The 22564-nt window shown below is 66.6% G+C and carries 22 protein-coding genes and 1 pseudogene; 22 read left to right on the forward strand and 1 reads right to left on the reverse strand.

Annotation, left to right across the window (positions count from 1 at the left end; genetic code table 11):
• Positions 1 to 76: 76 nt before the first annotated feature.
• From F8S13_22400 to F8S13_22415, 4 genes are all read left to right on the forward strand, one after another.
• On the forward strand, positions 77 to 1777 hold the full coding sequence (locus F8S13_22400) for an N-6 DNA methylase (protein ID KAB8140756.1): 1701 nt from the start codon (positions 77 to 79) through the stop codon (positions 1775 to 1777).
• Positions 1767 to 2501 carry a restriction endonuclease gene (locus F8S13_22405; GenBank protein ID KAB8140757.1) on the forward strand — a complete coding sequence of 245 codons (735 nt, stop codon included), beginning with the start codon at positions 1767 to 1769 and terminating at the stop codon, positions 2499 to 2501. The genes F8S13_22400 and F8S13_22405 overlap by 11 nt, the downstream gene beginning before the upstream one ends.
• A 192-nt stretch (positions 2502 to 2693) precedes the next feature.
• The gene (locus F8S13_22410; GenBank protein ID KAB8140758.1) at positions 2694 to 2954 is read left to right on the forward strand and encodes a hypothetical protein; all 261 of its coding nucleotides are present in this window, start codon (positions 2694 to 2696) and stop codon (positions 2952 to 2954) included.
• 63 nt (positions 2955 to 3017) lie between these two features.
• Positions 3018 to 3812, forward strand: a complete 795-nt coding sequence (locus tag F8S13_22415) for a hypothetical protein (protein ID KAB8140759.1) — start codon at positions 3018 to 3020, stop codon at positions 3810 to 3812.
• 509 nt (positions 3813 to 4321) lie between these two features.
• Here the strand turns inward: F8S13_22415 and F8S13_22420 are convergent.
• On the reverse strand, positions 4322 to 4573 hold the full coding sequence (locus F8S13_22420) for a type II toxin-antitoxin system prevent-host-death family antitoxin (GenBank protein KAB8140760.1): 252 nt from the start codon (positions 4571 to 4573) through the stop codon (positions 4322 to 4324).
• A gap of 265 nt (positions 4574 to 4838) precedes the next feature.
• Between F8S13_22420 and F8S13_22425 the strand changes: the two genes are divergently transcribed.
• The 18 genes and pseudogenes from F8S13_22425 (at position 4839) to F8S13_22510 (ending at position 22556) form a co-directional block, all read left to right on the forward strand.
• Positions 4839 to 5627, forward strand: a complete 789-nt coding sequence (locus F8S13_22425; protein KAB8140761.1) for a hypothetical protein — start codon at positions 4839 to 4841, stop codon at positions 5625 to 5627.
• A 9-nt stretch (positions 5628 to 5636) separates the two neighbouring features.
• Positions 5637 to 7016 (forward strand): hypothetical protein, encoded by a 1380-nt coding sequence (locus F8S13_22430; GenBank protein ID KAB8140762.1) that lies wholly within the window; start codon positions 5637 to 5639, stop codon positions 7014 to 7016.
• Positions 7017 to 7718: 702 nt separating this feature from the next.
• Complete coding sequence (locus F8S13_22435; GenBank protein KAB8140763.1) at positions 7719 to 8882, forward strand: hypothetical protein; 1164 nt, start codon at positions 7719 to 7721, stop codon at positions 8880 to 8882.
• A gap of 3 nt (positions 8883 to 8885) precedes the next feature.
• On the forward strand, positions 8886 to 9281 hold the full coding sequence (locus F8S13_22440) for a hypothetical protein (GenBank protein KAB8140764.1): 396 nt from the start codon (positions 8886 to 8888) through the stop codon (positions 9279 to 9281).
• Positions 9282 to 9492: 211 nt separating this feature from the next.
• On the forward strand, positions 9493 to 9825 hold the full coding sequence (locus F8S13_22445; GenBank protein KAB8140765.1) for a helix-turn-helix domain-containing protein: 333 nt from the start codon (positions 9493 to 9495) through the stop codon (positions 9823 to 9825).
• 466 nt (positions 9826 to 10291) lie between these two features.
• Positions 10292 to 12127, forward strand: coding sequence for a hypothetical protein (locus tag F8S13_22450; GenBank protein KAB8140766.1), 1836 nt, complete (start codon positions 10292 to 10294; stop codon positions 12125 to 12127).
• 376 nt (positions 12128 to 12503) lie between these two features.
• Complete coding sequence (locus F8S13_22455; protein KAB8140767.1) at positions 12504 to 13451, forward strand: hypothetical protein; 948 nt, start codon at positions 12504 to 12506, stop codon at positions 13449 to 13451.
• Positions 13448 to 14029 carry a molybdopterin-dependent oxidoreductase gene (locus tag F8S13_22460; GenBank protein ID KAB8140768.1) on the forward strand — a complete coding sequence of 194 codons (582 nt, stop codon included), beginning with the start codon at positions 13448 to 13450 and terminating at the stop codon, positions 14027 to 14029. The genes F8S13_22455 and F8S13_22460 overlap by 4 nt, the downstream gene beginning before the upstream one ends.
• 15 nt (positions 14030 to 14044) lie before the next feature.
• The gene (locus tag F8S13_22465; protein KAB8140769.1) at positions 14045 to 15322 is read left to right on the forward strand and encodes a hypothetical protein; all 1278 of its coding nucleotides are present in this window, start codon (positions 14045 to 14047) and stop codon (positions 15320 to 15322) included.
• Positions 15319 to 15939 (forward strand): response regulator transcription factor, encoded by a 621-nt coding sequence (locus F8S13_22470; GenBank protein ID KAB8140770.1) that lies wholly within the window; start codon positions 15319 to 15321, stop codon positions 15937 to 15939. Before F8S13_22465 ends, F8S13_22470 begins: the two co-directional genes overlap by 4 nt.
• Positions 15940 to 16161: 222 nt before the next feature.
• Positions 16162 to 16551, forward strand: a complete 390-nt coding sequence (locus F8S13_22475) for a hypothetical protein (protein KAB8140771.1) — start codon at positions 16162 to 16164, stop codon at positions 16549 to 16551.
• Positions 16548 to 18512, forward strand: coding sequence for a hypothetical protein (locus F8S13_22480; protein ID KAB8140772.1), 1965 nt, complete (start codon positions 16548 to 16550; stop codon positions 18510 to 18512). Before F8S13_22475 ends, F8S13_22480 begins: the two co-directional genes overlap by 4 nt.
• The gene (locus tag F8S13_22485; protein ID KAB8140773.1) at positions 18509 to 19147 is read left to right on the forward strand and encodes a LysR family transcriptional regulator; all 639 of its coding nucleotides are present in this window, start codon (positions 18509 to 18511) and stop codon (positions 19145 to 19147) included. The genes F8S13_22480 and F8S13_22485 overlap by 4 nt, the downstream gene beginning before the upstream one ends.
• Positions 19148 to 19736: 589 nt before the next feature.
• Positions 19737 to 19832: pseudogene (locus tag F8S13_22490) on the forward strand (RNA-binding protein).
• A 33-nt stretch (positions 19833 to 19865) separates the two neighbouring features.
• Positions 19866 to 20645, forward strand: a complete 780-nt coding sequence (locus F8S13_22495; GenBank protein KAB8140774.1) for a hypothetical protein — start codon at positions 19866 to 19868, stop codon at positions 20643 to 20645.
• Positions 20646 to 20836: 191 nt separating this feature from the next.
• The gene (locus F8S13_22500; GenBank protein ID KAB8140775.1) at positions 20837 to 21307 is read left to right on the forward strand and encodes a hypothetical protein; all 471 of its coding nucleotides are present in this window, start codon (positions 20837 to 20839) and stop codon (positions 21305 to 21307) included.
• Positions 21291 to 21935 (forward strand): hypothetical protein, encoded by a 645-nt coding sequence (locus F8S13_22505; protein KAB8140776.1) that lies wholly within the window; start codon positions 21291 to 21293, stop codon positions 21933 to 21935. Before F8S13_22500 ends, F8S13_22505 begins: the two co-directional genes overlap by 17 nt.
• Positions 21936 to 21989: 54 nt before the next feature.
• Positions 21990 to 22556 carry a hypothetical protein gene (locus tag F8S13_22510; protein ID KAB8140777.1) on the forward strand — a complete coding sequence of 189 codons (567 nt, stop codon included), beginning with the start codon at positions 21990 to 21992 and terminating at the stop codon, positions 22554 to 22556.
• Positions 22557 to 22564: the final 8 nt, after the last annotated feature.

The following is a 22564-nucleotide window of genomic DNA, read 5'->3' on the forward strand; positions in this document are numbered from 1 at the left end:
AACAAGGTCAGGTATAATGGGCTTTTCGCATGGGTGGTACGCCCACCCGCACGCCACCCCTGGCACGTGAGCGACGATGCAGTACCAAGAACCGCTGCCCTTCTCCGTCTCTGACTGGCACCCCGCCCCTGCGGCGGAGCGCGGGGCCATCTTCACCCGCCCCGAGGTCGTGGCGTTCATCCTCGACCTGGCCGGGTATACCGCCGACCGACCGCTCGCGCAGCTGCGGCTGCTGGAGCCCGCCATCGGCCACGGCGACTTTCTGCTCCCGGCCATCGACCGCCTGATCACCGCCTGGCGGGCCGACCCCGCGCTGGGCGGCGACGTGGCCGCGCTGGAGCCAGCTATCCGCGGGGTGGAGCTGCACGAGGAGAGCTTCCGCACCGCCCGCCAGGCGGTCATCGCGCTGCTGGTGCGCCGCGAGATCGCGCGCCCCGATGCCGAGCGCCTGGCCGACACCTGGCTCACCCACGGCGACTTTCTGCTGACCAACCTCGGCACCACCTTCCACGTGGTGGTCGGCAACCCGCCCTACGTGCGCCAGGAGCTCATCCCCGCCGCGCTCATGGCGCTCTACCGCGCGCGTTTCCGCACGATCTACGACCGCGCCGACCTCTACATCCCCTTCATCGAGCAGTCGCTCCTGCTGCTGGAGCCGGATGGCCACCTCGCGTTCATCTGCGCCGACCGCTGGATGAAGAACCGCTACGGCGGCCCGCTGCGCCAGCTGATCGCGGAGCGCTTCTTCCTCAAGACCTACGTGGACATGGTCGACACCCCGGCATTCCAGTCCGAGGTCATCGCCTACCCCGCAATCACCGTGATCGCGCACGCCCGCGGCACCACCACCCGCATCGCCCGCCGCCCGCAGATCGATGCCGCGGCGCTCCGTGCGCTGGCCGCCGCGCTGACCGCCGCGACGCCGCCCAGCACCGACCAAGTCCGCTGCCTCGACGGCGTCGCCGCCGGGGCCGAGCCGTGGATTCTCGAGTCGGACGACCAGCTCGCGCTGGTGCGGCGGCTCGAGGCCCAGTTCCCGACCATCGAGGAGGTGGGCTGCACCGTCGGCATCGGCGTGGCGACCGGGGCGGACAAGGCCTTCATCGGGCCGTTCGACGCGCTGGATGTGGAGGATGACCGCAAGCTGCCGCTCGTCACCACCCGCGACATCGTCTCCGGCACGGTCGCCTGGCGCGGGCTGGGCGTGATCAACCCGTTCGACGACGCGGGCGGCCTGGTCCCGCTCGACCGCTACCCGCGCCTGCGGCGCTACCTGGAGGAGCGGCGCGCGGTCATCGCCAGCCGCCACATCGCCATGCGGGCCCCGGCCAGCTGGTACCGCACCATCGATCGCATCACCCCGGCGCTGGCCCAGCGGCCCAAGCTGCTCATCCCCGATATCAAGGGCGAGGCCCACATCGTGTTCGAGCCCGGCGCGCTCTACCCCCACCACAACCTGTACTATCTAATCTCCGACACCTGGGACCTGCGGGCGCTCCAGACCATCCTGCGCTCAGGGATCGCGCGCCTGTTTGTCTCGGTCTACTCCACCCGCATGCGGGGCGGCTACATGCGCTTCCAGGCCCAGTACCTGCGCCGCATCCGCGTGCCGCCGTGGGACGCCATCCCCAACGACCTCCGCCGGTCCCTGATCGACGCCGCCGCCAGCGACGATCCGTCGGCAGGGAACCGCGCGGTCGCCCGCCTGTACCAGCTCTCTGCCGAGGAGCAGGATGCCCTCGGCGTTATCGGAGACGAGCCCACCCATGACGCTTGATCTGGTCAACTACGAGCAGCAGACCCGCGAGGCGATCCAGGCCTTCTGGGGCAACCGCGACCAGGCCCGCGCGAAGCAGCAGGAGGCCGGTATCATCGATGCGGGCGAGCGCGGCAGCGTGACCGCCGGGAAGAATATGGATGGGTTCATCGTGCTCATCCGCGACCTTATCCACGCCAACGGGCTGCCCGACGCCCAGATCCAGCAGCGGACCGCGCTGCTCACGCTCCCCGGCTACTTCCGCCCGACCAAGCGCTGGGACCTGCTCGTCCTGCACCATGGGCGGCTCATCGCCGCCCTAGAGTTCAAGAGCCAGGTCGGCCCCTCGTTCGGGAACAACTTCAACAACCGGGCGGAGGAGGCGATCGGCACCGCCCACGACCTCTGGACCGCCTACCGCGAGGGGGCCTTCGGCAAACACCCCCGGCCCTTCGTCGGCTGGCTCATGCTGGTTGAGGACGCGCCCGGTTCGCGCACGCCCGTCCGCGACACCTCACCCAACTTCCCGGTGTTTCCCGAGTTCCAGGGCGCATCCTACCTCCAGCGCTACGACCTGCTGTGTCAGCGGCTGGTCCAGGAGCAGCTCTACACCACGGCCTCCGTCATCGCCTCGCCGCGCACCGCCATCGCCGACGGGCACTTCGTCGAGCTGAGCGCGATGACCGGGCTGCGCACGCTCATCACCTCGCTCGCCGGACATGTGGCAGCCGAGGCCGCGCGGTAGCGCCGCTCGCGACGACGAGCGCCCCAGACCCTGCCACCCATGAGGGGCGCACGGTGCGAGACCGCCCTGCGACGATGTTCTGTAGGGCGGTCTCGCACGAGCCGAGAGCAATCACCACCGTCATTCTCGCCCACCGACCGATCTCCCCCAGGCCATCGCCGAAGCCAGATCGCGCTGAGAAGCACCCACGCCATGCCACACCCACTCGCCTACGACACGTCCCCCGCAGCGGAGGCTCGCCAGATCGCCTTCTTCCAGCAGCGCACCCCCACGGAGCGACTGGGCATAAGCTGCGAGCTCACGGCCTTCGCCTTTGTATACTCCCGCGCGGCGGTGCGCCGTCTCCATCCACACCTTGACCCGCTGGCGCAGGAGCGGCGCTTCGCCCAGCTCGCCTATGGCCCGGCCCATGCCGACCGCCTGCTCCAGGCCCCAACAATTGAGGGCAGCTAGGCCATCCCCGCCACCATCCTGCCGCTCACCCGTACGCTTATGCAGCTGCACGTGCCCTACTATGTGGGCGGCTCGATCGCCAGCACCGCCTACAGCCTGCCGCGCACCACCTACGATATTGACATGGCCGCCGCGCTGGACCCCAGCCACGTCAGCCCGCTCATCGCAGGGCTCGCGCCGGTCTACTCTATCGACCACGCGTCCGTGCGGGAGGCCATTGCCCATCCAGATCGCGAGGCATCGTTCACGATCATCCACCATGAGACTGGCATCCCGCTCGACATCGTTGTCACCGCCGATCGGCCCTTTGACCAGGCGCGCTATGACCGCGCCCAGGAGCACTCTTTCCCCGGCACCGCAGCGCCCATCACGCTCGCCTCGCCAGAAGATATCATCCTCAACAAGCTGCGCTGCTCCTATCAGGATGGGATCAGCAGCCAGCAGGAGTGGCGAGATGTTGCGGGCATCATCCGTGTGCAGGATCAGCACCTTGACCAGTCATACCTCCGCTCCTGGGCCACCAGCCTCGGTATCCGCCCGCTCCTCGACGCAGCGCTCCGGGGCGACGCCCCGCCTGCGGGCCCAGCCGCGCCGCCGGGGCCAGGGCTGCTCTTCTCGCACACCAGCACATGCTGCGGATGGTGCAGTGCCGATCATCCGCAGCATGCGCCGCACAGCCTACCTGAGCGAACGATGCAGCACACCGCACCGCAGGCGCTCCCATCGATGCGCGATAGCACCGGACGAATCTACCCCACACCTCGGCCCTACAATTATGTCATGCTAGGAGTTCCGAAAAAAAGTGGATATAGGGAGGATTTCGGAGAGGTTTTAGGGGTGGTTTTCGGGAGGTTTTAGGGGTAGAGATAGGGAGGTTTTCGGGAGGAAGTGAAGGTCGCCCTTCGGCGTCCCAATCGGGCACCCACGCGGACATGAATAGTCCATTTCCGCTGTTTCAAACAAAATGCCTTCTCCAGAAAAAACATTTTCTCGACCGCCTGTTTCCCGCTCACGATCGCAGACCACAGCTTGCACCGTGCGAGGATACGCGGCAGCACGCCCCGCAGACAACCACCCCCGCCAGGAGCTCCTGGCGGGGGCGACAAGCGCATGGGGATAGCAACCTGTGGGAGTCGTCATAGTCGGCGATGATGATCAGGGGTTCCGCGATCCGGGTGAAACCGATGCGCTATCCTCGGGCATGCGCCAAGGCTAAGAACGCGCCCGAACCACCCGCGCCGATTCGAGCGTGCCGATCTCCGCATCGAGTTGCGCAGCATCTCCTTGATCAGCGTGCGAGCCCGCTCGGGCGGGCATCGGTCTTGCTTTTTGCCCGAGCGGTCGGATAGAGGGCCACCCCAGCCGCGTCACTCCGCGAGGTCGTGAGGGGCGACCACACCCGCGCGCGCCTGCGCGACCGCGCCTGCGAGGTGGGCGGCATTGGACGGATTTGCCAGCAGGGAGAGCGTCTCCTGCCAGGAGGTATACGTATCGAGCGAGATCAGCACCACCTGCTCGCCCGCCTCACCCACGATGATGGTCGGCTCGGCATCCGCCAGGACGCGCCCGATCACCTGCTCCAGATTTTGCTTCGCCTCGTGCAGCGTGATGGCCTTCATCTCTCCTCCTTTTGGCGCTCTCGCTCTCCTGGCCGTCGGTCGCCCTGCTGGATGTGTTTTATGTCACGCCATATTGACGCAGGAGATTTTTTCGCTATACTGAGCCCAGAGTACTTGGTTTCGTGAGGCGCACCAGAAACAGTACGGGGCCGTGATTCGAGCACGGCCCCGTCAGCACGGGAAGGCAGCTCCCAACCGTGCTGCGCGCATGGTGCGTGATCACCAGGGCGTTTGTCAAGCCCTGAGATGAAAGGCAGCAGTTCCCATGCCCATCCGAGAAGCAAAAGCCGCCAGCGCCGAGGCCACTCTGACCTACGAGCCGCCGCCGCAGGCCTATCTGCCGCGCGGCCTCGTCGGCAAGCCCGCCGCCGCCCCTGCGCCCGCACCCGCACCCGCGCCCGCCGTGGAGGCGGCCCCGGCAGCTGCGCCGCAGGCGACCCGCACCGCCGCCGTTCTACGCCCACCGCGCCCGGCCCCCGCGCCCACGCAGATCCCCTGGGGGCAGTCGGGGGTGGGCTGGTCGCAGCAGATGTACGTCTACTCCGTCCTGCTGCTGTTTGGCTATATCATCTGGGGGGTGGACGGCGCGTTCACCGTGATCGGTGCGGTGACAACCATCCTGCCGCCCACCGCGCTGGGGGTGCTCATCGCCATCGGCGGCCACTTCTTCTTGAGTTGGGGGCAGCACGCGCTGGTCTTCCACCCGCAGCTCGCCATCCGCAGCATCGGGTTTGGGCTGCTGGGCATCAATGTGCTCTCAAATATCTACGGTCTTATCAGCACGGCGCAGCGGCTGCGCCCCGAGATGCTCGGAACGATGCCTACCGACCCCGCCCGCTGGACGCAGGACATCGGCACCTGGATCACCGGGCTGATCATGCAGACCGTCCGACCTGGCACCGCCGCACCCGACACGCCGCCCTGGATCGGCGGGGTGCTCATCGTTATCATCCTCGCCCTCATCCTCGCCTGGTACGCGGAGAAGATCCGCGACTACTTCCAGGCACAGTGGAAGTCGATGTGGGCGCTTCGGCCAACCGCGCACGGGAAGTAGGAGATCGCTATGGAGAGTCTCTACGGGCTGTACATCCTGCTCTTTCTGATCACCGGTGGTGCAGCCATCTACCTCATCATCCATAACCTCCGGCGTGAAAACGCGGCCCTGCGGCTGAGCCTTGCCGCCAGCGAGCAGCAGCTCCAAGATATCATCAACATCCTCAGCCAGCCGGAGCGCGAGCGCGTCGATCGCGAGCTGCGCCGCCGCACGCCGCACCAAAGCCCGCCCGGCCTCCAGGCGACACTCGCCCGCCTCGCCCAGCAGGCCGAGGGCGACCCCTATGAGTTCGGCATCGGCTGGAATATGTTCCAGGGCACGCCTGACCTGGTGAGCATGAGCCTGTCCGACACGAGCATCTACCGCACCGGCCATATCGCCATCACCGGCGAGAGCGGCCACGGCAAGGGCACGCTGGAGCAGGCCATCCTGCTCCAGCTCGCGCGCAACACCACCACCGGGCAGCTCCGCATCCAGATCATCGACCCCAAGAGCTCAGATGGGGCACTCTGGATCGGCAAGGAGCACCTGTGGCGCGCACCCGTCATCGGCGAGGACACCGATCAGATCAAGGCCACGATGGCGGCGCTGCGCGAGGAGCGCCAGAAGCGCGATAAGCTGCGCACCACCCACCGCGTCCGCGAGTGGTACGAGCTGCCCGCCGAGGTCCAGCCGCCCCGGCTCGTCGTCTGGATCACGGAGCTGGAGACGATCTCCTCGTCGCTGCGGGAGTTCGACAGCTGGCTCGGCGACGAGCTGGCCAAGGCGCGGGCCAGCGGGATCACCTACCTAATCGATCTCCAGAATCAGTCGGGCAACGAGATGCGCTGGCGGAAGCACATCGGCACCTTCATCGCCGGGTTCCAGTCCAGCACCCATCACATCCAGCCCAACATCGGCCTGCCGCCATCGGAGATCATTCAGCTTGGCGCGTTCCTGCCCACCGATCTGAAGCGCGGCCAGTTCGTCGTGCGCAACAAGCGCGATGTCACGCTGGCCTGCGCGCCAACCGTGACGACCGCCGATATCCAGCAGGCGCTGGCGCTGCTGCCCGATCAGCCCGAGCCGGAGCCTGCGGCGACGGCCACGCCAATCGCCCGCGATCGCCGCGAGTCCGAATTTATGTCGAGTGGCAGCGCAGTGATCGATGATCTGCCAATCACCCCCGAGCTGTGGGCGAAGATCGCCGCCGCCGCCCGCGAGGTGGAGGCGACCCGGCCCAGCCCTAGCCGTGCCGACGTCTACCGGCTCGTGTTCGCGGGCGGCGACCCGAAGGCCACCCCGACAGGTGACAACTACAAGCGGATCAAGCGTGTGTGCGATGCCGAGCGGCTGCTGATGCCGCGCATCGCCCCGCCGATGCTCTCCGGCGTCGTCGACACGGTCTAGCCAAACCAGACGCGCTCCCCCGCACACACGAGGCCCCCGCAGCTGCGGGGGCCTCGTGTGTCTTCGAAAGGTTCAGGCGAAATGCCCTCTTTCGCCCGAACCTTTCGAAACACTTCTATGGCTTTCAAAAGCCAAATTCGCCTCTTCGACACCCCTTCAGGAACACCCTCATGGAGCAGCTACCGCCACTCATGGAGAGCGGCGAAGGGGCAAAGCGCAACAAAGAGCATGCGAAAGCAGCGACACCAACCACCGCGCCATGTCTACATTTGTAGACATGGCACGGCATATTTGGAGACAAAGGCGCAGAAACAGGCCCATTTTGTCTACGATTGAAGACAAAATGGGCCTGTTTCTGCGCAAATCCTCAGAGTATTGTCTACGATTGTAATCATTCGTAGACAATGCATGGACACATGAGAGATCCAATCCGCTCGTTTGCGCACGAGGAATTATGCTGCCTCACCATACAAACGGTATGAAGGATAGAGCAATGCGGCATCTCAACGCCCTATTCGCAACCACCTAGCAAGCTGCACAAAGCTTCATTCGATTGACATAAAGTCTATCCGTGCCATGCAACCCCGCATGAACGGATAGGAAACGCCTCTGAAGAAAAGTCTACAATCGTAGACAAAATCGCAAAGCCCTGCTACAATACCGGCAAGGTACGATCCCTCAGCAACAAAGGAGTCATGTGGTATGACCGCCGGAACCATAAGCCTCTCGATTCTTGACTATCTGATCGCCAATCAGCCCTTTGGGCTGAGCAGTGACCTGACCCTCAAAGACACCCGCTACCTAGCCGTCGCCCTCGACAACGGCAACGACGCCGCCAAGGGCGTCGTGCTCGACGCGGGCGGGCAGATCCGCACCATCCGCATCCCCACGGCCCACGTGGTAGCCAAACACATCCAGGGCGGCGCAGGCGAGATCACCTACCAGACCGAGGGCGGCACGCCCTTCTGGATCGGTGAGACGGCGCTCCGCAACGAGGGCCGTGCGCTCCCCGTCGGCCCCACCGGCCAGCGCCTCGCCGACCCCCGCCAGAAGCAGTTCCTCGGCGCGGTCCTCGTCGAGCTGCTGCTCGCCGCAGGCTACCCGCCCGGGGCCTACCACCTGGCCCTCGGCTTCGCCATCCCCAACACCGAGATCGTCCGCGAGGGCGAGTCCTCTGAGAAGATGGTCGTCTCCCCCGAGACCCGCGACGCGCTCAAGGAACACCTGCGCGGGGCCAGCTGGAATATCGAGCGGGTGGACGCGCGCGGGGCCAGCCAGCGCTGGAGCCTCACCATCGGCCAACTGGTCCCCCAGGCCCAGTCGATCGGCACCTTTGTGTGTTGGTCCAAGGCCCCCAATGGCAAGAACGTCACACCCTACGACGCGGTTACGGTGCTCGACATCGGCGGCGGCGACATCCACCAGTCCGACATCGCGATCAAGCCCTACCGCCTCTCGACGGCCCGGATCGCCGACGGCACGATCGATATCGCGCGCGGTCTCAAGACCATGCTGCCCCGCGCGGCGCTCAATGATGTCACTGCCCAGCACGCACTCGTCACCCGCCGGGCGCTGATCGCCGGGAAGATGCAGGATATCTCCGCTGAGGTCCAGGAGTGCATCGCGCTCTACGGGCAGGACATGATCGCCCAGCTGCTGCCGGTGATGCAGCAGACCCGACGATTTGTCCTCTTCACCGGCGGCGGCACCATCTTGCTGAACGGCCTGCTCAGCCAGCGGCTCAAGACGGCGGGCAAGATCGCCGGGCAGGACTACACCATCGTCACACCGGAGTACGCCGCCTACCTCAACGCCATCGGGGCGCTGTTTGGCGTGCTGTTCGCCGCATCCGGCACACGGCGGTAGGCCATGACCACAACAAAGAGCACGCGTATGACCGAGGAGGAGGTGCGCTTCCTCCAGCAGCTGCTGCCGCACTTCCCCGAGTGCCGCTCGGAGGCGCAGCTGATGTACCAGGCCACCATGCTGGGCCTGTGGATGCTGGCGGTGGAGGCCCAGCGCCCAGGGCTGGTTCCCTTCGGCGGCTACACGCCCGCCGACCTGGCCGCGCTCCTGCGCCCGCGCATCCTGCCCGCGCTGGACTTCTTGACCACCCACCGCCAGCTCCCAGCGCTCTTTCCTCACGGGCTTCCCCCGATGGAGTCAAACATCGTTGAGGAGGTGGTGGAGACACCAGCGGAGCCGCCCATCGATCCCGAGGTCGCTAGCGACATGGAGGAGCTGGGCACCGGATTCATGGACTGAAAACCAAGACACAACGAGGCCGAAGGCGCTCGCGCCTTCGGCCTCGTTGTGTCTTGGTGCGCCCACCGCTAGGGCACATACGTTTGTCACACGTCCCATGTGAGCTCGTGACACGACATAAAACGCACCCACAACCGCAACATGCTAAGTGTATTGAGGCATGACATGCCTGTGTGTACTCAAAAGGTGAAACATCTTCGAGAAGATCTCAATGTTCTCCAGTAAATACGCATTGACATGTTCCAGATCCACCTATACAATAGGCTCTATTAGTCGTGTCTTGAGGAGATATGGCGTGGGAAGAATCATTTCCAAAGTGAAACAGGCGCGCTTAGCCTACCAAGTGCGACTTGGCCGCACCGTATCGATCCAAGAGGTCGCGGATCAACTCGGTGTCACACGCGCCTATCTCAGTAACATTGAGAATGGCAAAGCGTGGCCAAATGAGCCAACCTTGACCGGGCTCTGCAACATCTATGGTATTAGCGTCGGGGAACTTCTGGTCTACCAAGAAGATGAACGAGAAACTCGAATAGCCTCATAAAAAGTGAGGCCGCGCATTCCAATCACCATTTTAAGGGAAAGGACATGCACGGCAGACCTTGCAGAGGATCTGGTTGTAACTACATGTCACAAACAAAACCAATGTAGCGCAAGCTCACAGAGGATATTTTAACTTGTGCAAATTGTAGCAGTAGTTGCCCTCCTCTGCAAGGTCTGTCTTCCCCCCTTTCGTCCTAATCTTTGAATGCGTGTGCCGCTTTAAAGGACACACGATGACCGTCCCATCAGGTGCCGCAGCACCTTCTTTGGCATGCCCTCCATCACGACGATATCTGTTGATCCCGCTGGATTTGCTGATCGCCTTCGGCGACCGGCCAACCGCCATCGGGGTCTACGCCGGGATCGCCCGGCTCAACCACATCCACAAACGCGCCGTGGCGCTCTCGCGCGCCGACCTCGCGCGCTGGGACGGGACCGCCACGCGCTCCGGCACCATCCAGCGCGCCGTGGCGGATCTGACCGAGGCTGGATGGCTCATCCGCCAAACCGAGCCAGGGCAGAAGCTCCAGCTGCTGGCCACCTGGGGGCGCGGGCGCAACGCCCAGCCCCGCCCCCTGCGCTTCACCCGCCCCGACCGAGGGCGGCCTGCGCAGCTGCGCACCATCGCGCTTCCCACCGACGTGTTTGACCACTACCTCGGTCGCCTGACCCCGAACACGGAGGACGCCGCTACCGTCGAGCGCTACATGGATCGCCCACTGCTCAGCTTCGCGGACATCGGCGCGCTCGCGCTCGCACGGGTCACGTCCATCCCGCCCACCCCTGCGCTTGCCCAACTCGGCCTGGCTTCTGCCCCCGGCGATGACCTACCCCTGCTCCCTCTCACCGACCTGCTCCAGCAGATCGACGATGGCGCGCATGCGCCCGTGCAGCTCACCCCGAGCGGCGCGGCGCATCTGCGCAGGCTGCGGGGCACGGGCGCATTTGCGGCCCAGGGTGGACCACATGGTGGGCCAGGGGGTGGACCACATGGTGGACCGCATGCAGACCATGCCAAAACGGCTGCAGAATGCGCCAAAACACCCCGCGCGACCCCTCCGTTTGCGGCATGGGATACATGGGAGAATAAATTAATACATGATCTCCCGTCAGAAGATTTTCTTGGGGCGACGGCGGTTTTTTCTGATCTACATAATGAAGCCCCCCCGGAGGTGCATCCGCACACGCCAAGCCCCCTCACCACAGCCGAGCCATCCCAACAACCCGACCATCATGCCGCCGATTGTGAAGAAAATCACAGCATTGCGCTCGACCCGCTGCTCATGGGCTGGCACAAGGCATTGAATCCAGCTCGTACCATCAGGGCGGCGGAGTGGTTCGCACTGCTGGATCTTCAGGAGCGCTACGGCGCGGATTTGCTGCGGTCGTGGATGTTCCGGGCAACCAACGCCGGGCGCACCGAGGTGCTACCGCGCTACTACGCGGCTTGCGCGGCCTCAGAGGCGTGTGCAGGCCTGTCGTCGGGGAAGGAGATTCGGCCCTCCGCGACTTCTCGTCGTCCGCAGGCCGCCCCGGTGGCCCCCGCGCCCACGCGAGCGGCTGCTCCGCCGGTGGCCCCGCTGCCGGTGCTGGACGCGGCCCGCGCCCAGGCGGTGCGCGCGCTGGCCGAGGCCTGCGGGCAGCCGATCCGCTGCCCGTACAAGCTGGCCGCCGCGCCGCTGGACCTGCTGGCGCGCTGGCAGGCGATCGCGGCCCACCCCGGCCTGCTGGCCACGTGGCAGATGGGCTGGGTGGTGGCGGAGGTAGCCAAGGGCAGTGAGCCGCCGCCCCTCTCCGAGCTGAACCGATGGGCCGAGGCGAAGGGGCTACACTGGGCGGACCCGCGCATGGCCCCATGGGCCGAGCGCGACCCGTGGGCGCTGCTGGCAGCGCAGGAGTCCGCCCCGGCGGGGCCGGAGAACACGAGCGCAGCGCGGGAGCCATGGCGGATGGACGCGCCCGAGGAGCCGCCTCTGGCCGCGCAGGAGCCTGCTGGCGCGAGCGGTCGACTCTGGGGCCAGGCGGGTATCCCTCCAGCGGAGCCCACCTCGCCGCTGCCGCTGTCCGCTGTGTGGGCACAGGTGCTGGATGCGATGCGCCCCACCACCGAGCGTGCGGTGTTCCGGGCGGTGCTGGAGCAAACGAGCCTCGTTCGGCTCGATGGGGGGATGGCCGTGGTGGCGGTTCCAACAGCGGCGGTGATGCAGGGACTAGAGGCGCGTTTCACGCGGCCGTTGCGCGAGGCCTTGCAGGCACATGCGGGGCAGGGGATCACCGCGCTGCGGGTGATCATACGGCGCTGAGCCAGCAGATGCCGCCGCTGGCGTAGCTCACGCCTGCTCAGGGTCTGGCTCGATCACCTGCGGGCTGCGCTGAAGGTCTCGGCCCTAGTAGCCAGGCAGCGCCTACGGTTTTCTGCGCCGCGCCGATCTTTGCGATATAGGTTAGGGTTAAGGTTAGGTTATGAGTCCTTTGTGGTACAATATATTCGCTATACGAACCATCTCCTCCTCCTTTTCTGCTCCTCGATAGCACACCCTCGGTGTCGTGTATTACGCTGCTGAACATGGGCGATCCGCAGCCTGGCGGGATCGGGCGTTGCTTGCCCGACGCCCGATCGGATTTCCTGCGTTGATCGCCCTCGCTTGGTTCTGTTGTTGCAAAGGAGTGCTTTCGGGAATGACCACACCATCTGCTGATTACGTGACCCGCCCCGCTACCGCGCCGCGCCTGCGCGCCCCGCGCGACCACAGCGAGACGCTGCTGATGCTGACTGCCGAGCTGCACGTGCAGCGGATCGCCGCGCTGGGCACCCTGCCGCGCATCCACCAGGCCGGGCTGAAGGTGTTCTCGCAGCACGATGACGACGGCATCATCCAATACCTCATCCAGCGGTTGGAGGTGCCGCGCTCGTTCATCGAGTTTGGCGTCGAGGACTACGAGGAGGCCAACACGCGCTTCCTGCTGCTGCGCGACGGCTCTTGGCGCGGGCTGCTGCTCGATGGCGACCCCGCCAACATCGACTACATTCGCTATGGCGAGGTCTACTGGCGCTACGACCTGACCGCCGTTGCCGCCTTCGTGACCCGCGAGAACATCAACGACCTGATCGCCGCCAACGGCTTTGCCGGCGAGGTGGGCATCCTGAGCATCGATCTGGATGGCGTGGACTACTGGGTGTGGGAGGCGCTCACGGTGGTCGACCCGGTGATCGTGATCGTGGAGTACAACAGCGTGTTCGGCTGCGATGCGGCCATCACGGTGCCGTACCACCCGCAGTTCCAGCGCACCGCGGCGCACCACAGCAACCTGTACTTCGGCGCGTCGCTGCCCGCGCTGGCGCACCTGGCCGCGCGCAAAGGCTACGCGCTCATCGGCTCGAACAGCGCGGGCAACAACGCCTACTTTGTGCGCCGCGACCGCCTAGGGCCGCTCACTGCGCTCACAGCGGCGGAGGGCTACATCCGTTCGGTCGCCCGCGAGTCGATCGACCCCAGCGGCGTGCCGACCTTCCTGAGCGGCGACGACCGCCTGCGCGCGATCGCCGACATGCCTGCGGTCGACGTGATTACCAGCGAGCTGCGGCTCGTGGGTGCCCCTGCGCTGGACGCTGAGGATGCGGGATGATGTATCAACCTCAACCTCCCTGGCCGCGGCGGCAGTTTCTTCGTACGCTGGTCTTGCTGGGAGGGCTGACCGCATGTCAGCCCTCCCAGCCACCCGCACCCGTGACGCTTATTCGTCCGCGAACGCTGGCACAGACCCCCTCCCTCCCGCCTCCGCACGATCCGGTCGTGCTCAGTGTTACGGGCCGCATTGGGGTGACGAATCGTGCGGATCGGCTCGATCTTGACCTCACCACGCTGGAGCAGCTCGCGCTGTATGCCTATACCACCTATGATGCGGGAATCCGTCGCCGCGCGGCCTACCAGGGTGTGCTGTTGTCTGATGTCCTGCAGCTCGCTGGAATGGCCGCTGACGCGACGACGCTGCAAGCCTCCGCGCTGAACGACTATGTGACCGATATTCCGCTGACCGCCCTCCAGTGGCCCGTCATGCTCGCAACCTTCCGAGATGGCCAGCGCATGCCCATCGCTGAGAAGGGCCCGATTGAGATTGTCTTCCCCGCAGATTCATTCGCGATCGATCCGGCAGTGTGGGACCCCAAGTGGGTATGGATGCTCCGAACGCTGGATGTACGCTAGGATAGGTTTGTCTCGATGAAGATAGGTATTCGTATTGGGCTAGTGGTGGCTATCGCTCTGACAGGGATCGGCCTAGCGGTAACAGCCGTGCATGATCTCGCGGCGCAGCGGGCACTGTATCAGTTTGAGCAGGGTATCTGGGCCCCCGTGGAGGCTGAGCGCCAGTTTCTCCTCCTCCAAAGTACGGTCCAAGCCCTGGAGGCAGATCCTGGCGCGGTCGATCTCAGCACCTATACGCTGCGGCGAGATGTGAGTTTGGGCTACCTCTCGGCGCTTGTCACCTTTACCCAGGGCAACCCGACCTTTGATACCGCGCAGCTCGCGCTGGTGGATGGCCTCCAGGCAGATGTCCAGACCTACCGTCGGTTGGATGCGGGTGGTCTCCCTGATCCGGCGCGGGCGCGCCAACTGACGCAGGTCATGGATGATGCCGTGCGCACCAGCCACGAGCTGGTCAATATCCGGCGGCAGATCGGCGAGGCCGCAAGCGTACGGATTATGCAGACGATGCAGACGGCGCTCATGATCCAAGTGGCGATCGTGGTGCTGCTGCTTATCGGTTGTGTGTGGGTGGTGTGGGCGACCCATCAGGCGCTGATGAAGGATCTCGCCCTCGTGTCGCATGAGAAGTCTGCGGCAGAGACGATGAACCAGCAGCTTCGCGCGTTTCTGATGCAGGCGGAGGAGCTGGCGATCGAGCAGGAGCGCGTGCGGGTTGCTCGGGAGATCCATGATGGGCTTGGCCACCATCTCAATAATATCAAGATCCATAGCAGCGTTGCCCACCATGCGTTTGACCATGATAGCGCGATGGCGCGCTCCGCGCTGGCGATGGTGAAAGCCGAGGTCACGCAGGCTTACCGCGAGCTGCGGCGCGCGATCGATATTCTCGTTTCTGAGAAGCCGTTTTTGGGGACACTTGAAGATCTGCTGGCGCAGCCATTGCGTGACTGCGAGCTGAATGGCGTCCACGCAGAGCTGCGCGTCTCGGGTATTCCACGCACGCTTGCGGATCAGACCAAACATGCGCTCTATCGGATCGCGCAGGAGGCGCTCAACAATGTCCGCCGCCATGCGCACGCGGCGAATGCCTCGATCTGGATTGATTACCGCGACCAGATGGTCCAGCTGCTGATCGAAGATGATGGGGTGGGGCTTGCCCCATCGGCGGCCCAGCACATCGGCCATGGCCTGCATAATCTCCACGAGCGTGCGCTATTTGTCGGCGGGAAGACGGCGATTGAGACAGCGGCGGGCAAGGGCGTTCGGGTGATGGTGGAGGTTCCAGGATGAGCGATCGCATCTCTGTGCTGCTCGTTGATGATCATGCGCTCTTTCGCAGCGGCCTCCGCAGCCTCCTCCAGTTCTATGAGGATATAGTTGTGGTAGGCGAGGCCAGCCATGGGGATGCGGCCCTCGCCTGTCTTCCCTCCCTCGCACCAGCGGTGATCTTGATGGACGTTGATATGCCCGGATCGGGTGGGATTGCGGCGACCGCTACTATCCGCGTTTCCTTCCCGACATGTCGGGTGCTGCTGCTGTCGGGGCATCGGCGCTTTGCGGTTGCGGGCCTTCAGGCGGGTGCTCGGGGATATGTGCTGAAGGATGCGGATGAGGACATAATTATCCATGCCATCCGTACGGTCCACGCCGGCGGGGTGTATCTCCAGCCAGATATTCAGATGACCGTGGCTGATGGTCTTCAGGATGGCGGGGCGTGGGTGCTCTCTGATCGAGAGGTGGCGATCCTGCGTCTGCTTGCCTCCGGCGAGGGGAGCCGCGCCATTGGCGATGCGCTTGGTCTCAGTGAGCATCGGATCAAACAGTGCATCGGTACGATCCTGGAGAAGCTGGGAGCGCGTGATCGTGCGCATGCGGTGGCGATCGCGCTGCGTGCGGGGCGCATCTAGGCGGCGCACGTGCGGGTGTGCTAGCTAAACGTATAGTAAAAACTACATGATCGTGACTTCCCCCCATGATCATCGGTCCTGTATCCTATTCCTACGGTTGCTGCTGCCGCGTTCGCTGGCTCGGTCGTGACCTTCGGTCCGTGGCTGATCCAGTGAAAGGGGGCGCTCGGCGGTATGCTCCGCAGTGTGCGTGCATGCGCTGCAAGGAAAAGGATACCTACGGTGGACCGCCAACGTTCTGCCCTCATGACTACCCCTCCGCTGGACGCCGTTGCCGATGACCAGCAACGGCTTACGCTTGGACAGGCGCTGCTCGGCGCAGAGCGCACCGGTCAGCTTTCCCCTGCTGCCTGGCCGCTCCTTCGCGATATCCTCCTTGCCTCAAACGATCCGGCAGTGCTCGCGCTGGTGGCCTTGCTGCGGGCGTGGATGCAGGCCCGCCAGATGGTGATGACGGCGTACCAAGATCTTGAGGGCGGTATGGCAGCGGTTACTGCTGCCCAGGATACACCGCACATACTGGCTGATGCTGCTGCCCAGCTCTCCATGCGTGCGGATGAGCTGGCCGCCCGCGCACGTCAGCTCGCTGATTTGGAGCGCGAGCGACGATGATCCCCCTCCGCTGCACCCTTCCCCTCTTCCTGGTCGTCAGTCTTCCGTGGTTTTCACCGCCCCACGCCAGCCCGCCGCTTCCTGTGGCCGCCCGTGTCGTCGCGCCTGGTCAGGTGGTGGTCTCGGACACCCAGCTCCAGGCAGCGGGCTGGTCGCTGCCGCTCGATCGCGCGCGCGTCACGCTCACACGCCAGGGTACGACCCTGCCGCTCACCGACATCGGCGACGGCTTCGCGTGGGTGGCCCCGCAGGCGGGCACGGCCTGGCTGTCGCTCGCGGACGTCCCGGCCCCGCGCCAGGCGCTGCCCGCGCGGCTGCCCACGCCGCTCACCTGGTCGCCCGCTGCGCGGTATGACCGTCACACCCAGACGGCGGCGGGCGGGAGCTGGTGGGCGGGCGAGCTGCGCGGGGATGCGGCGCTGAGTGCCACGCTCATGCTGGACACCGCCATTCCAGCGGGCACGCCGCTCCGGGTGCAGGTGCGGGCCACGGCGGCGGGCAGCCACGCGGTGGCGGTGGCGGTGGACGGCCAGCCGCTGCCCACGCTGCGCTGGAGCGATGCTACCCCCCAGGTCGTGACCCACACCCTGACGCTGGGGGCGCACGCGGCGGGGCCGCTGCGGCTCGACCTCGCGCAGGCGGTGGCGGGCGATACGGTCCTGGTGGCGTCAGTGACGTTGCCCACGGTCTTCCCACTGGCCCCGGCGCTCCCTACGCCCTCCCTGCGCCCTGCGGTCAGGGTGCCTGCCGACGCCGCCCAGGCGGATTTGCTCATCCTGTCCCACGCCGACTTTCTCCCCGCGCTCGCGCCCCTGATCGCCGCCCACGCCCAGCGCGGCGAGCGGGCGGTGGCCGTGGATGTGCAGGCGGCCTATGACGCGTATGGTGCGGGCGATCCCGCCCCGGATGCGATCCGCGCGCTGATCCGTGCGCTCCAGCCCCGCGCGGTCCTGCTGGTCGGGGCCGGGTCGGTGGCCACGGGCGCGGCGGCGGACGCGCGGCCCACGTTCATTCCGCCTTACTTGGTGGTGCTGCCGTTCGATGGCGAGACCGCCTGCGATAGCTGCTATGGCCGCCTCGCGGCGGGGGATGTGCGCGCCCAGGTGGTGCCCGACATCCCCGTCGGGCGGCTGCCGGTGCGCACGCTGGCCGAGGCCGAGGCGGTGGTGGCCAAGACCGCCGCCGCCATCACCGCCGCACCGGCGGGGAGCTGGCAGACCCGCGCGCTGGTGGTGGCCGACAACGATCTGGCGGCAGATGGCACGCCCGACCCCGCCGGGCCGTTCAGCGCGACGGTGGCCGCCGCTCTGGCGGCGCTGCCGCGCGGGATGACGGCCACGACGCTGGTCTATGCGCCGGATCAGGCCCAGGCCAGCGTCATGTGGGAGCCGGATGTGGCGCGGCTGCGCTGTCGGATGTTCCGGGCCTTGGACGGCGGGCGTGCGAGCGACACCGCCTGCGCGCCGAATGCGGCAGATGCGCGCGGGGTGGCGCTGTGGGTGTATGTGGGCCACGGCTCGCCCTGGCAGTGGGGCGCGACCGAGGCGGGGGCGGCCACGCCGTACCTCTGGTATCTCTACGACGCCGACGCGCGGCGGAACGGGGCGCAGCTGCCGATCCTGCTGGGCATGACCTGTCTGAGTGGGGATTTCGCCAACCCGGTGCTGGAGACGACCGACGAGCGGCTGGTGCTGCGGCCCTCGGGCGGGGTGCTGGCGGCGTTGAGCAGCACCGGGGAGGGTGTGAACACGGGCCACCAGGCCCTGCTGCCTGCGGTGGTGGGGCAGCTCTACGCGCCGACGGGCGACCGCAGCCTGGGGGCGGCGCTCCTGGCGGGGCTGCGCGCCCTGGGGGTGGGGCACGCGGATCAGGCGTATACGTTCGGCATCCTGGGCGACCCGCTGGTGGGGGTGCCGTGGGTGCCGCAGGGGACGGCGTATCTGCCGCTGGTGACGCGATGACGGGCATGCAGACACAGCTTGCGCTGGTAACGCAGCGGCCAGGGATGAAGGCGCGCTACGCGGCGGCGGGCGTGGCGGTGGCGGTGTACCCGGTGCAGGAGGGCGGCCACTGGCCGCGCATCCCGGATGAGTTGCCGATCGTGCTGGATACGGTGGGGATGCCGCCGGAGCTGCTGATCCAGTTGCTGGCCTGGGTGCCGGACACGCTGGTGGTGATCGCCGTGCCGGAGGCCTTGCTGACGCTGCGGCTGCTGGCGATGAGCCAGGATGTGCAGCTGGTGTTGCCGGATGACCCCAACGCGCTGCGGCAGTGTCAGCGCGTTGTGCCGAATCTTATTCCAGGTGGTCAAATGGGCTGGATGATCCCGCCGCCGCTGGCGCTGGCCCCGCAGCCGGATCGGCTGCGGGTGCTGGCTGCGCTGCGGGTGCTGGCCGCGCTGCGTGAGGCGCAGACCATGCAGGCGGCAGCGAAAAGGAGAGGTGTGTCCAAGGCAACGTTGAGTCGGCAGCTGGCCGCGCTGCGTGCGGCGCTGGGTTTGCCGCCGGGCCGGGAGAAGCGTGATCGTCCGTCGGTGCATGCGGCGCAGATTCTGGAGTGGCTGGCGCAGGGGTGCGAGCGTGAGCTGGCGGCGTAGGAGGTGGGGCGATGTGTCTGATGTGGTGCCATGTGCAGCGCTGGGTGGTGGATAACGACCTGCCGTGTGACGGGTGCGCGTTGGGCCAAGCGGCGCGGCTACCGTCATCGTGGGCGTGTGACACCTGTCGGCATGGGCAGGGGGGGATGTGCACGCTCACGCGCGAGGCGCAGCCGGTGGCGGGGCGCTGCTGCCACTGGCAGATGGTGCCGCGTGCGGAGCGCATGCTGGTGCTGGGGGATGACCAGCTCGCGCCGTGGCTGCGCGGGGTGGGTGGGGTGGCGGCGGTGTTTTTGGCCTCGCCAACCGCGCCGCCGCTCCAGCGGGATGCGGCGGGCCAGGTGGTGGTCGCGCTGGATGACCTGAGCGTGCCGCTGGTGTATGGGGTCGCGGCGGCAGGGTGGGATGCGGCGCTGGGCTGGGGTGCGGATGCCCCTGCGCTGGGCTGGGAGCCGCCGCTGGACGCGGTGCGGCAGCAGGCGATTAGCGCGTTGCTGGACGCGCTGGAGGTGGTGAACCCGTCCCCGCTCGGCGTGGCGCTCACGCATCTGCATGAGGCGCTGGCCCAGGCGACCGTGCCGCTGCCTGCGGGGTGGGCGGCGCTCGTGGCGGACCTGCTGGCGCTGGGGCAGGAGCGCGCGGTGGGCGATGCGGCCCTGTTGGCGCAGCTGGCGGCGGTGGCCCGCGTGGCGGCTAGGACGACGGAGGAGACACGGCCATGCTGATCGCGCTGGCGGGGAAGGGGTCGAGCGGGAAGAGCACGCTGGCGGCGGTGCTGGTGGACGCGCTGGCGGCCCAGGCCGGGGTGCGATCGCTCATCGTCGATGCGGACCCGCACCAGAGTTTGTGTATGCTGATGGGGGTTCAGCCGCCGCATACCTTAGGCACGCTGCGCAGCCAGTACGAGCGGGCGCTCATCACGGGGCGGGACGCAGCGCTGCGCCCGGATGAGGGCCGGGTGGCGTTTGCAGAGCGGCTGCTGGGAGAGGAGGCGCTCGTGTGTGGGTCGCGGCGGGACGTGCTGGCGCTGGGTCGGTGGGAGCTGGCGGGGAGCCAGTGCACGCCGAACCGAGTGCTGGGCTACGCGCTGGAGCAGCTGGTGCCGCGCTACCCGCTGACCCTCATTGACCACGAGGCGGGGATCGAGCCGATCGGGCGGTTTGGGACGGCCCTGGATCGGCTGCTGGTGGTGGCGACGCCGGAGGCGCTGAGCCTAGATGTGGCAGGGCAGATCCTGGCGCACGCCCGCGCAGTAGGGCGGACGGTGCGGGATGCGCAGCTCATCCTGAATCGGGTGAGGCCCGATGATCTGACCGATGAGACAGTGTTGGACGCACTCTGGCAGTTGGAGCGCTTGGGCATGCCGCTGGTGTTGACCTTGCCGGAGTCGCCCGCGCTCCAGCAGTGCAGTCGCCGACGGCTCGGCCCGCAGGCGCTTCCTGCGGATGAGCCGTGGCGACGGAAGCTCATGGCCGCGCTACCAAGGTTGCTCGGCTAGATCGACTCGACCATCGGCGCGATATGGTGGCGACCAGGGGCAACCCTCGGTCGCCACCGTGTGTTTTTGGGGGGATTTAGTACTTTTGCTAGCACCCCCCGGTACCTCAGCATGCAAAATTGATACTTAGCAGTGATTTTTTGGCGTTCTGGCTTGCTATGCTGGACGTGGCTGATAGAAAAGGAACGGATATGAACGTGATGCTATTGACTGATGGGCCAGGGCCATGGCAGGAGCGACTGGAGCAGGCGCAGCGGCCCGCGCGCGCGGTATGGCGCGTTGGGCGGAAAGATGGGAGCGGGTGGGAGCGGGTGGGGCCGGGCGCAGACCCGTGGGAGACGCCAGCGGCGTGGGATATGTGTGTGATGGTGCAAGAGCGGCAGCGGCAGCATCTGCCGTTCATGCTGCGGACCGCACCCGAGATCCCCATCCTGCTGATCACACCGTGGGTGACGGCGGCGCAGGCGCAGGTGACGCGGATGCGCTGGGTGCGGGTGATTTGTCCGCCCCGGCACGCGGCGGAACCGGGGCGGTTGTCGGACCTGCTGGCGATGGTGGCGGCGCTGCGCGCGGGCGCGATCACGTTGGGAAATGACCCGACGGGGCGACACCCGCGCCGTCGGCAGCAGCCGAATGGGAGGTGCTATGTATACGGTGCGTGAGGACGAGCAGGCGGTGGTGACGGCGGTGGTGCGGTGGCTGGAGCAGAGCGCGGCGCGGCGGCGGGGGCTGGCCCCGACGGAGCCGTATCGGATGCAGCGGACCGACACGCTGAAGATGCTGATCGAGGCGGAGGAGGCCGGACGGGTGCTGCTCGGGCTGCTGGTGCAGCTGCCGCATGAGGGGGCGAAAGCGATGCTGGGCAGTTTGGTGACGACGATCCAGACGGTGGTGACGGTGTCGTGCAAGGACCACGAGGCCGCGCCGCTGATCACCTCACGGATGCAGCGGGTGGCGGTGTCGGCGGCGGGGGCGGTGCTGCTGCGGGACGCGCTGGCGATGTTGCTGATTGCGGCGCTGGATGACGATGCGGGGGAGTTGGAGGTGCGGCTGGAGCGGGCGGCGGAGGGGGCATGCCTGACGGTGGCGTGTGACCGACCGGGTATTCTGGACCCGGTGCCGCTGCTGGCGGCGCTGCGGGCGGAGGTCGAGGCCCACGGCGGGAGCTGGGTGGGCGGGCCGACGCCGTATGGGGTGATGCAGGAGCCGGTCGCGACCTATGACGAGATCTGGGCGGGCGAGCCGATCCCGTCGGGCGAGAGCTGGCAGGTGCAGGTGCGGATTGCCTAAGGGACCCATCCGGCTGGCAGTGGGCTGGCCGGTGGCCAGAGATGTGAGGACCAGATGCGAACATCGACGACATGGCTGGTGACGGCGGCGGCGGTAGTGGTGGCGGTGGTGGGGATGGTGGCAGCGCCCGTGCGGGCGGCGAACCCGGCCATCTTTGGGCGGCACTGGATCGACGCGAACTGCAACGGGGTGTATGACGATGGCGAGGCCCCGATCACGGGCGTGTCGGTGTACCTCTACCGCTTCGGGGCGGATGGGGTGCCATTCACCTCGGATGATCGCCAGCTCCATGTGCTTGGCCTGTACTACGGCGGGGCGAAGATGGGCTGGTATGAGGACGATGCCGACTCGTCGCGGATGCTGACGGATGAGCGCTACCGTCTGTCGATCCTCCAGGGTGGGCGGCCTGCGGGCTATATCCCGACGAAGTACCGCGCGGGGGACGACCCCAGCCGCTGGTCGTCGCTCCAGAGCAACTGGACGACGGGCGACCTGCCCAACAAGGGCTTTGCGATTGATCCCAACGCTAGTGTGACGGGCGGCAACATCGGCATCGCGCCGGAGAGCTGCACGGCGCAGTGGTACACCGAGCATGTGTACCTGCCGCTCACAACCAAGTAACCAAAAGG

It is taken from the genome of Chloroflexia bacterium SDU3-3, assembly GCA_009268125.1.
Taxonomy (GTDB): Bacteria; Chloroflexota; Chloroflexia; order Chloroflexales; family Roseiflexaceae; genus SDU3-3.

Coding starts and splice junctions, on each gene's coding strand:
- F8S13_22400 (KAB8140756.1), top strand. CDS start 77: ATGCAGTACCAAGAACCGCTGCCCTTCTCCGTCTCTGACTGGCACCCC.
- F8S13_22405 (KAB8140757.1), top strand. CDS start 1,767: ATGACGCTTGATCTGGTCAACTACGAGCAGCAGACCCGCGAGGCGATC.
- F8S13_22410 (KAB8140758.1), top strand. CDS start 2,694: ATGCCACACCCACTCGCCTACGACACGTCCCCCGCAGCGGAGGCTCGC.
- F8S13_22420 (KAB8140760.1), bottom strand. CDS start 4,573: ATGAAGGCCATCACGCTGCACGAGGCGAAGCAAAATCTGGAGCAGGTG.
- F8S13_22425 (KAB8140761.1), top strand. CDS start 4,839: ATGCCCATCCGAGAAGCAAAAGCCGCCAGCGCCGAGGCCACTCTGACC.
- F8S13_22430 (KAB8140762.1), top strand. CDS start 5,637: ATGGAGAGTCTCTACGGGCTGTACATCCTGCTCTTTCTGATCACCGGT.
- F8S13_22435 (KAB8140763.1), top strand. CDS start 7,719: ATGACCGCCGGAACCATAAGCCTCTCGATTCTTGACTATCTGATCGCC.
- F8S13_22440 (KAB8140764.1), top strand. CDS start 8,886: ATGACCACAACAAAGAGCACGCGTATGACCGAGGAGGAGGTGCGCTTC.
- F8S13_22445 (KAB8140765.1), top strand. CDS start 9,493: ATGTTCTCCAGTAAATACGCATTGACATGTTCCAGATCCACCTATACA.
- F8S13_22455 (KAB8140767.1), top strand. CDS start 12,504: ATGACCACACCATCTGCTGATTACGTGACCCGCCCCGCTACCGCGCCG.
- F8S13_22460 (KAB8140768.1), top strand. CDS start 13,448: ATGATGTATCAACCTCAACCTCCCTGGCCGCGGCGGCAGTTTCTTCGT.
- F8S13_22465 (KAB8140769.1), top strand. CDS start 14,045: ATGAAGATAGGTATTCGTATTGGGCTAGTGGTGGCTATCGCTCTGACA.
- F8S13_22470 (KAB8140770.1), top strand. CDS start 15,319: ATGAGCGATCGCATCTCTGTGCTGCTCGTTGATGATCATGCGCTCTTT.
- F8S13_22480 (KAB8140772.1), top strand. CDS start 16,548: ATGATCCCCCTCCGCTGCACCCTTCCCCTCTTCCTGGTCGTCAGTCTT.
- F8S13_22485 (KAB8140773.1), top strand. CDS start 18,509: ATGACGGGCATGCAGACACAGCTTGCGCTGGTAACGCAGCGGCCAGGG.
- F8S13_22495 (KAB8140774.1), top strand. CDS start 19,866: ATGCTGATCGCGCTGGCGGGGAAGGGGTCGAGCGGGAAGAGCACGCTG.
- F8S13_22500 (KAB8140775.1), top strand. CDS start 20,837: ATGAACGTGATGCTATTGACTGATGGGCCAGGGCCATGGCAGGAGCGA.
- F8S13_22505 (KAB8140776.1), top strand. CDS start 21,291: ATGTATACGGTGCGTGAGGACGAGCAGGCGGTGGTGACGGCGGTGGTG.
- F8S13_22510 (KAB8140777.1), top strand. CDS start 21,990: ATGCGAACATCGACGACATGGCTGGTGACGGCGGCGGCGGTAGTGGTG.